The organism is Pseudoalteromonas sp. S558, assembly GCF_005886635.1.
Lineage (GTDB): Bacteria > Pseudomonadota > Gammaproteobacteria > Enterobacterales > Alteromonadaceae > Pseudoalteromonas > Pseudoalteromonas aliena.
Genome location: NZ_PNDU01000095.1, coordinates 1 through 9,665, shown reverse-complemented (window position 1 = coordinate 9,665; position 9,665 = coordinate 1). Strand labels below are relative to the sequence as shown.

Annotated in this window: 8 protein-coding genes; 5 read left to right on the top strand and 3 right to left on the bottom strand. The window is 39.3% G+C overall.

What is annotated here, in order from left to right; all coding sequences use genetic code 11:
- Nucleotides 1-144 precede the first annotated feature (144 nt).
- The 3 genes from CWB66_RS07835 to CWB66_RS07825 form a co-directional block, all read right to left on the bottom strand.
- On the bottom strand, nucleotides 145-1,224 hold the full coding sequence (locus CWB66_RS07835) for an acyltransferase family protein (protein ID WP_138584927.1): 1,080 nt from the start codon (nucleotides 1,222-1,224) through the stop codon (nucleotides 145-147).
- Nucleotides 1,225-1,380: 156 nt separating this feature from the next.
- Entirely contained in the window at nucleotides 1,381-2,307 is a 927-nt protein-coding gene (locus CWB66_RS07830; protein ID WP_138584926.1) for an electron transfer flavoprotein subunit alpha/FixB family protein, read from the bottom strand.
- Nucleotides 2,308-3,057, bottom strand: coding sequence for an electron transfer flavoprotein subunit beta/FixA family protein (locus tag CWB66_RS07825; RefSeq protein ID WP_138584925.1), 750 nt, complete (start codon nucleotides 3,055-3,057; stop codon nucleotides 2,308-2,310).
- A gap of 221 nt (nucleotides 3,058-3,278) precedes the next feature.
- Here CWB66_RS07825 and CWB66_RS07820 point away from each other — a divergent pair, with 221 nt between their 5' ends.
- From CWB66_RS07820 to CWB66_RS07800, 5 genes are all read left to right on the top strand, one after another.
- Nucleotides 3,279-4,925 carry an electron transfer flavoprotein-ubiquinone oxidoreductase gene (locus CWB66_RS07820; RefSeq protein ID WP_138584924.1) on the top strand — a complete coding sequence of 549 codons (1,647 nt, stop codon included), beginning with the start codon at nucleotides 3,279-3,281 and terminating at the stop codon, nucleotides 4,923-4,925.
- A 132-nt stretch (nucleotides 4,926-5,057) separates the two neighbouring features.
- Entirely contained in the window at nucleotides 5,058-5,522 is a 465-nt protein-coding gene (locus CWB66_RS07815; RefSeq protein WP_077537838.1) for an acyl-CoA thioesterase, read from the top strand.
- Nucleotides 5,523-6,054: 532 nt separating this feature from the next.
- Nucleotides 6,055-6,624, top strand: coding sequence for an outer membrane beta-barrel protein (locus tag CWB66_RS07810; RefSeq protein ID WP_077537837.1), 570 nt, complete (start codon nucleotides 6,055-6,057; stop codon nucleotides 6,622-6,624).
- A 178-nt stretch (nucleotides 6,625-6,802) separates the two neighbouring features.
- Entirely contained in the window at nucleotides 6,803-7,507 is a 705-nt protein-coding gene (tsaA, locus tag CWB66_RS07805) for a tRNA (N6-threonylcarbamoyladenosine(37)-N6)-methyltransferase TrmO (protein ID WP_138584923.1), read from the top strand.
- A gap of 89 nt (nucleotides 7,508-7,596) precedes the next feature.
- Nucleotides 7,597-9,321, top strand: coding sequence for a proline--tRNA ligase (locus CWB66_RS07800; protein WP_138584922.1), 1,725 nt, complete (start codon nucleotides 7,597-7,599; stop codon nucleotides 9,319-9,321).
- Nucleotides 9,322-9,665 lie beyond the last annotated feature (344 nt).

The window sequence follows — 9,665 nt, the reverse complement described above, 5'->3', positions numbered from 1 at the left end:
AAATTTATTTTCTCTAGCCAGAGATTTTCAGTGAAAACAAGGCGAATTTACGCGTCAATAGCGGGCCTATTGCAAGTAAATTCAACGCAGTTAGCGCTGAAAATAGCTGCTCGAGATAGATTTATTATCCAGAGTTCAGGTTATTTAGATTTTTATAAATATACGCCGTTTATGAAGCACCTTTGCTATCAGCCAAAAGCCCACAACGTGTAACAGCGCGTAAATCAATGATGCCAATTTTGCGGTAAATATTAACGCTAAATGTTGATATAACCAATCATCTAGAGTTAACTTCCCTATGCTTACCAACGCATAGCTCATTACCCATACTCCAGAGAGCACATAGATAAACAACGGATTTGAGCCATAAACAATCAACGACTCAACAATAGCAGGTGGTTTTACTATGTCGCAAAGCCAGACAAAAAAAGCTAATGTTATACAGGCAATACCTGATGTGTAAATAACATAGGTGCTTGTCCATAATGATTTATTAATTGGCATAATAATATCGCCTAGCTGTGCGATGATAATCCCTGCTGCGCCAATTAAAACGAGGCGTTTTATACTTGTCCATTTGTTTTGAGTATTAACTAATAGGCGAGTAGTCTCAAAACCTAGTAATACACTTACGATACTTGGGATGGTGCTCAATAACCCTTCTGGTTCAAAAGCAAGCCCTTTGCCTTGCCATAAATGCGACTCACCCAGTACGGTAATATCCACCAACCTAACGACGTTGTACTCTAGCGTGTATGCTTTTTCTGCGCCTACGCTTAATAGCAATAGCCAATAAAGTACTAACACAATAAGCGATAGCGTTAATATCCCATTTCTATTTAGCACGAGCACACACAAAGACGCGAAAATGTAGGCTATGCCAATACGTTGTAATACACCGAGTATTCTTAGATTTTCGAGGTTGCTGATAAATGGGTAATAATTTAAGACCAAACCTATAGCAAAAATAATTACGCCGCGCTTTATAATCCGTAAAACCTGCTTTGAATTACCTAAATGGTCAGATTTATTGAATGAAAAAAACATTGCAGAGCCAATCATAAACATAAAAAATGGAAAAATAACATCCGTTGGTGTACACCCATGCCAATCGGCATGAAGTAAAGGTGCATACACGTGGGACCACGATCCCGGTGTATTTACCAGTATCATTAATGCGATGGTTAACCCCCGCATAGCATCAAGCGCTTTATACCTTGCCATTGTATGGCTCCTACTTATATTTTACATTCTTAAAATGACAACGTTGTCACTATGATATGAAAAAAAAGCCGTCGAATCAAAAATGAAACGACGGCTTTAAATCAGAATACGCTATCTTTATATAAATAAAACAACGACACGCTTAGTGTTATTACCTTAGAGCGCTTGCTCAAGCTCAGGTAACACGTCAAATAAATCAGCGACTAAACCGTAATCAGCGACTTGGAAAATAGGTGCATCGGGGTCTTTATTAATTGCGACGATTACTTTTGAGTCTTTCATGCCCGCTAAATGTTGAATTGCACCACTAATACCAACAGCTATATACAAGTTAGGCGCGACAATTTTACCTGTTTGACCTACTTGCATATCGTTAGGTACAAAGCCTGCGTCAACTGCTGCGCGCGATGCGCCAATAGCAGCGCCTAGCTTATCGGCAATGCCATTAAGCAACGCGAAGTTTTCGCCTTTTTGCATACCACGACCACCCGATATAACCACTGTCGCGGCAGTTAGCTCTGGACGTTCTGATTCAGTTTGTTCAACACTTACAAAGCGACTTAATTGCGGATCAGACACTGTATCGATGCTAGTTATAGCCGCAGCTGATTGCTCACCTTGTAAATCAAAGCTACTTGCGCGTACTGTAATTACTTTTTTACTATCGAGTGATTTAACCGTGGCGATTGCGTTACCAGCATAAATTGGACGTTTAAATGTATCTGCGTCCACTACTGCGATAATTTCAGAAATTTGCGCAACATCTAATAGCGCTGCAACACGTGGCATAAAGTTTTTGCCTGTTGTCGTTGCACTTGCGACTATGTGGCTGTAGTTGTCACTAAGCGATAAAACTAAATCGGCCATGCTCTCAGCTAACTGATGTTCATACACACTATTATCGGCAACTAAAACATTAGCTACGCCATCAATGCTGGCAACTTGTGCGCTCATTGCGCTTAGGCTGTTACCTGCAATAAGTACATCAACAGGAAAACCCATTTTTACTGCAGCGTTAATTGTTTTTGAGGTTTCTGGTTTTAAGGCACCGTTGTCGTGCTCTGCAATTACGAGTGTTTTCATTTAAATCACTTTTGCCTCTGTTTTTAATTTTTCTACAAGCTGCGTAACATTTTCAACAATAATTCCTGCTGTACGTTTAGCTGGCTCTTCTACACTTATTAATTGTATACGCGGTGTTAAATCAACACCAAGCGAATCAGCTGCAATTACTTCAAGCGGCTTACGTTTGGCCTTCATTATATTTGGCAGTGATGCATAACGAGGCTCATTTAAACGTAAATCGGTTGTCACAACTGCAGGTAAACTCAGTGCTACTGTTTGCAAACCGCCATAAACTTCACGGGTTACGTTCACTTTGCCATCGTTAATAACCACTTTTGAGGCAAATGTACCTTGTCCACGCTTAGTGAGCGCAGCAAGCATTTGACCTGTTTGATTATTATCTGAGTCAATTGATTGCTTACCTAAAATAACAAGCTCTGGTGACTCTTGCTCTACAACTTTAGCCAGAAGCTTTGCAATATGAAGTGACTCGAGTTTTTCATCGGTTTCGATGTGAATAGCTTTGTCGGCACCCAGTGCTAGTGCGGTACGCAATTGCTCTTGCGACGCTTTTGGACCAATACTAACGGCAATCACTTCACTGGCTGTACCGGCTTCTTTAAGGCGTATTGCTTCTTCTATAGCAATTTCACAAAACGGGTTCATTGCCATTTTAACGTTGGTTAAATCAACGTCACTGTTATCACTTTTAACGCGTGCTTTTACGTTGTAATCAATCACTCTTTTTATTGGTACGAGAACTTTCATAGGAACTCCAAAATTATTTAAACCTACAAGGTAACGTGCACGTCAACCTATTTATTTCATGAAATTAGACTACTTCCTGTTGACGTAAACGTCAACCTAAAATAACCTTTAACTATTCACAGTCTGTAACGTTTAATTTGCAAGGTTAAAAATAGGCTGTACACCTTATTTAAATGCGTAGTAAACATTCAAATAAGTCCGTCATAGATAAAGAGGTTATTATGGTCGAACGTGAAACCATGGAATTTGATGTAGTAATTGTTGGCGCTGGCCCTGCGGGGCTTTCAAGTGCAATTAAACTCGCGCAATTAGCACAAGAAAAACAACAAGAGTGCATGATTTGCGTAGTCGAAAAAGGTTCTGAAGTAGGTGCACATGTACTCTCTGGTGCTGTTTTTGAAACCAAAGCTTTGGATGAGCTACTACCAAATTGGCAAGCGCTTGGCGCACCGGTTACAACCAAAGTAACTAACGATGAAATTTATTGGTTTAATAACGAGCAAAAAGCGACATCAATCCCCCACTTTGCTACGCCAAAAACATTTCATAATGATGGTAACTACATTGTATCTATGGGTAATGTATGTCGATGGCTTGCAGAGCAAGCTGAAAGCTTAGGCGTAGAGATATTCCCAGGATTTAGTGCTCACTCTTTAATAATTGAAGATCACGCAGTAAAAGGCATTATTACTGGCGATATGGGTGTCGACAAAGACGGTAATGAAAAAGACGGTTACATGCCAGGCATGGAGCTTCGTGCAAAATACACTATTTTTGCTGAAGGTTGCCGTGGCCATTTAGGTAAGCAATTAATCAATGAGTTTGCCCTTGATGCAGATTCATCGCCACAACATTACGGTTTGGGCTTTAAAGAAATTTGGCAAATTGATGAAAGTAAGCATGAGCTTGGCAAAGTTGTTCATGGTACAGGTTGGCCACTTAACGGCGATACTAATGGTGGTGCATTTATGTATCACAGTGAAAACAACCAAGTCGTCGTAGGTTTAATTATTGATTTAAATTATTCAAACCCGCACTTAAGCCCTTTTGATGAATTTCAGCGAATGAAACATCATCCCGTATTTAAAAACGTACTTGAAGGTGGCGCACGTATTGCTTACGGTGCACGTGCAATTGCTAAAGGTGGTTTGCATTCATTACCAAAAATGCATTTTGCAGGTGGCTTAATTGTAGGGTGCGATGCAGGCACACTTAACTTTGCAAAAATTAAAGGTAATCACACTGCCATGAAATCGGGAATGATTGCCGCTGAGGTTATTTTTGAAGCACTGCAAAATGAGTTAACAAATACCGATTTAACTAATTACCAAACTGCTTTTGAGCAATCGTGGGCATATAAAGAGTTATATCAATCTCGTAACTTTGGCCCTGCTATGCACAAACTAGGTAAGTTTGTAGGCGGTGCATACAACACGCTTGATCAAAATATTTTTAATGGTGGTTTACCGTTTACATTTAAAGATAATACGCCCGATCACTCGACCCTTGTTGATGCTAACGCCGCTGACAAAATAGCGTACCCAAAACCAGATGGGCAACTTAGCTTTGATAAACTCTCTAGCGTGTTTTTATCAAATACTAACCACGAAGAATCACAACCGTGTCATTTAAAGCTCAAAGATGCGTCAATTCCTATCAACGTAAACTTAGTTAAGTTTGATGAGCCCGCGCAGCGTTATTGCCCAGCAGGCGTTTACGAAGTACAAGAGGTAGCGGGGAATAAAGAGTTTGTTATTAACGCCCAAAACTGTGTGCACTGTAAAACCTGTGACATTAAAGACCCTAGTCAAAATATTACATGGGTAACACCAGAAGGGGCTGGTGGACCAAACTACCCTAATATGTAGCTAAATTATGCGTTGAACCACTATATATTCGTAATTTTTACATATAAATTATAAACATATCCTAAATTGCAGGGGCTTCGGCCCCTTTTTTGCGCTATGCTGACACTAGTTTTAATAAATTGAGTATTTCTTATGCCGTCGTCAAAAGTTGTTTTTCGTTTTTTAGCAGAGCCTACCGATGTGAATTTTGGTGGTAAAGTGCATGGTGGAGCCGTCATGAAATGGATTGACCAAGCTGGTTATGCGTGTGCTGCAGGATGGAGTGGCCATTATTGTGTAACGGTTTCGGTGGCGGGTGTTAAATTTAGACGCCCTATATTAGTTGGGCAAATTGTTGAAGTAGAAGCTAAAATAGCGCATACAGGTAAAACCAGCATGCAAATTTTTATTCAGGTGCGTTGTGGTGATCCAAAGACACAAAATATGGTTGAAACAAATCATTGTGTTATTAGTTTTATTGCTATGGATGAAACAGGTTACCCAATTGAAGTTCCCTCTTTTCAGGCTGTAACTGACGAAGATATTAAATTAGAAAACTACGCTATAAAAATGAAAGAAATAGCGATTGAAACCGAAAATTTATTACACAAAGTTTAGGCCGTGTTTATCTTCGAGGTTAAATCTAGCAATATGTTTTTTAATGTGTGTTGACCTTTCTACTTTAAAACTTGTTCTGTTTAGGAGTGACTGACTTACTCTTTATTGTCTACATGGATGTAGACACGTATAAATCATAGAGTAACGCCCGAATAATTACCGAGCTAATTTTAGTTTTCAAAAAACATGATCATTTTAATGTATTTGGTATAACTAGGTTAAAAAGTCGCTCGTCACAGTTTCCCCCCGGTAAATAAAGCAAATCTTGATTCGGAAAGCTTTCCACTTCATCTAGCTATGTAAAAAACTCATATTAACTTGTAAAAGCTACAAAAGTCTTTAGATAACAATTTATTACAAAAGTTCACTTTGTTTATTATTTAAACTTCTCATCGATAAAACCAATACTAAAGCAGGGCTTTTTAAGCATTTTCACTTGTTTTTATAGTTGGCATGTTCGCTGCATTTACTAAATTGAAGTTTGATTGACTTAATTAAACATTATTTTTTATTTGTAAAGGAGCTATTCACAATGATTAAAACACTTTCTCTTTCTGCACTTGCATTAGCAACACTGGGTTTTAACTCTGCAGCACACGCTGATATTTCTGATTTTGATTCTCCACGTATTTATACTGGTATCGGTTACGGTCAATATTCTTTTGAGTTTGAAGACAGTGATAACGACACTGACTTTGACGACGATGCACAAATGCTTAAGGGCTATGTTGGTACTCAATTTAACGAGTACTTAAGCTTAGAGCTTGCTTACCAAAACTTTGATGAAGTTAGTGACATAGACAGCAAAGCTGAAATTGATGGCGTATCTCTTGCCGCACGTTTGGGTCTTCCACTATCTGAAAGCTTCACTGTATACGCAAAAGGTGGTTGGCTTGAATGGGACGCAGACTACACACAAGAGTTACCAATAGGAAGTATATCGACTTCTACAGATGGTGGTGATGCGTTTTACGGTGCAGGTATCGAATATGCGCTTACAACAAATGTTCAATTTCGTTTAGAGTATGAACGTTACAAACTTGATGATGACATTGATCCAGATATGGATGTAGCGTCTGTATCAGTTCAATACATGTTTTAATGAGTCTTTAACATGTATTAAAAGGGTAAGCTTAAGAGCTTACCCTTTTTTGTTTTAAGGCCTGTTAATTTTCATCATATAAACCAAGCAGTCTATAAATAATAAACTTATTCACATTAATGCCATAGCCGCTAAATAAAGGTAGAATAGCGCTCTATTTTATTTGTATCCGAGTACTATGAGCGATTATACCATTTCGGCTATTGGCCACATTCAATCTCCTTATAAACAGAAGTTTGCTATACCTAGGCAGCCTCGTTTAGTGCCACAAGCCAAGGCAAAACTTATTTTTGCACCTGATTTTAATCGCGAAGAGTTTGTACGTGGTTTAGATGAATTTACTCATATTTGGTTGTTATTTCGTTTTCATGAAACCGCCGATAAAGGTTATTCTGCGATGGTGCGCCCGCCCCGTTTAGGTGGCAATGAGCGAAAAGGTGTATTTGCTACCCGCGCTACATTCAGACCAAACGCGATTGGTATGAGCGCCGTAAAACTTGAAGGTATAGAGTATAAAAACGGACAACTTAGTTTATTGCTCGCTGGCATTGATTTGCTTGATGGCACACCGATTGTTGACATAAAACCATATTTGCCTTATTCAGACTCAATGCCTGATGCAAGTGCTGGCTTTGCTGACACGCGCCCAGAAACACAAATGACGGTTGAATTTAGCCCTCAGGCAATGGAGTTTATAAATGCGCAAACACAATACCCAGATTTACATGATTTTATAGCTAATGTTTTAAAACAAGATCCCCGCCCTGCCTATAAAAAACAAAAAGACGGCGAGCAAAGCTATGGTATGACTTTGTACAATTATAATATTCGCTGGCAAGTCAATGGCGAGCATAACGTAGTAACAAGCATAGAAAAAAACTAAATAACTCAGTTAGCGCTTTAGTGTAAAAGCATCCGCTGGTAAACTTAAGCTCTATTAAAAGAACATAATTACTCTATTTCGGAAAAAACATGCGTACAAGCCAATATATACTCGCAACACTTAAAGAAACGCCATCAGATGCTGAAATCGTATCGCATCAGTTAATGCTTAGAGCCGGTATGATCCGTCGCGTCGCTTCGGGTTTATACACTTGGTTACCCTCTGGTTTACGCGTGCTACGTAAAGTAGAAAATATTGTACGTGAAGAGATGGACAAAGCTGGCGCCATTGAAATGCTAATGCCTGTTATTCAACCTGCTGATTTATGGGAAGAGTCTGGTCGTTGGAATGAGTTTGGTCCTGAGCTAATGCGCTTTACCGATCGTCATAATCGTACATTTGCACTTGGCCCAACACACGAAGAAGTGATTACAGATTTTGTTCGTAAAGAAATTAATAGCTACAAACAGCTGCCAGTTACTTTATACCAAGTACAAACGAAAGTGCGCGACGAACGTCGTCCTCGCTTTGGTGTGATGCGTGCTCGTGAATTTACAATGAAGGATGCCTACTCTTTTCACCTAAGTGAAGAATGTTTAGATTCAACATATCAAGCGATGCACAAGGCATATTGTAATATTTTTGAGCGCTTAGGTCTTGATTACCGTCCTGTTATCGCAGATACAGGCTCTATCGGCGGAAGCGTATCGCATGAGTTTCATGTACTTGCTGAATCAGGTGAAGATGCCATTGCATTTAGTGATGGCAGTGATTACGCAGCCAATATTGAAAAAGCAGAAGCACTAGCGCCAAACGATCCACGCCCAGAAGCAAGTAAAGAGTTAAAAGCGTTTCCAACGCCTGACGCTAAAACGATTAACGAGCTTAAAAAACACTACGGTGTAAAACCTCATCGCGGTGTTAAAACGTTAATTGTTTATGGTACGCCTGATGAAAACGAAGTACGTGGTTTAGTTGCCTTGGTACTGCGTGGCGATCACGAATTAAACGAACTAAAAGCTGAGAAGCACCCGTTAGTAGACTCTCCGCTTGAAATGGCAACAGAGGCTGATATTGTTGCTGCCATTGGTGCAAAACCTGGCTCACTTGGACCGGTTGGCTTATCTATGCCAATTATTGTTGATAGAGCCGCTAACATACTTGCTGATTTTGTAGCTGGTGCTAACAAAGACGGTGAACATTACAGCGGCATTAACTGGGATCGTGATATCACAGATTATGAAGTTGCTGATATACGTAATATTGTTGAAGGCGATATGAGCCCATGTGGCCAAGGCGTTTTACAAATTAAACGTGGTATTGAAGTTGGGCATATTTTCCAGCTTGGCACTAAATACTCACAAGCAATGAAAGCGGGCGTATTAAACGAAGACGGTAAAAACCAAACAATGACCATGGGTTGTTACGGTATTGGTGTTTCACGTATTGTTGCTGCTGCTATAGAGCAAAACAACGATCAATACGGGATCATTTGGCCAAAATCAATCGCGCCATTCGATTTAGCAATTGTGCCTATGAACATGCACAAATCGCATCGTATTCCAGATATTGCAAATACCCTTTACCAAGGTTTAAAAGATGCAGGCCTTGATGTGTTGTTTGATGACCGTAAAGAGCGCCCAGGTGTAATGTTTAACGATATGGAGCTAATTGGTGTGCCATTCACACTTGTAATTGGCGAGCGTAACCTTGATGAAAATAAAGTTGAGCTTAAAAACCGCCGTACAGGTGAAAAGCTAATGATTGATATTGATACTGCAATCGATGCAATTAAAGCAGCCGTTAAAGGCTAAGTAATAATTAGCTTTGAAATAATTGAAAAACCGCTTTTTAAAAGCGGTTTTTTTATGTCTACATTTTATCTGTGTCATTTAGCTTTAGTATTAATGTCGTATAGTTGTCATTTTCATTCCCTAAAGTATTTAACCTGAACTCAGGATAATAAATCTATCTCGAGCAGCCATTTTCAGCGCTAACTGCGTTGAGTTTACTTGCAATAGGCCCGCTATTGACGCGTAAATTCGCCTTGTTTTCACTGAAAATCTCTGGCTAGAGAAAATAAATTTAAATATCACCATGATTCAATACGTTAGTAAATCTCTTAACCAGAGTTCAGGTTAATTATTATTTAGTATTG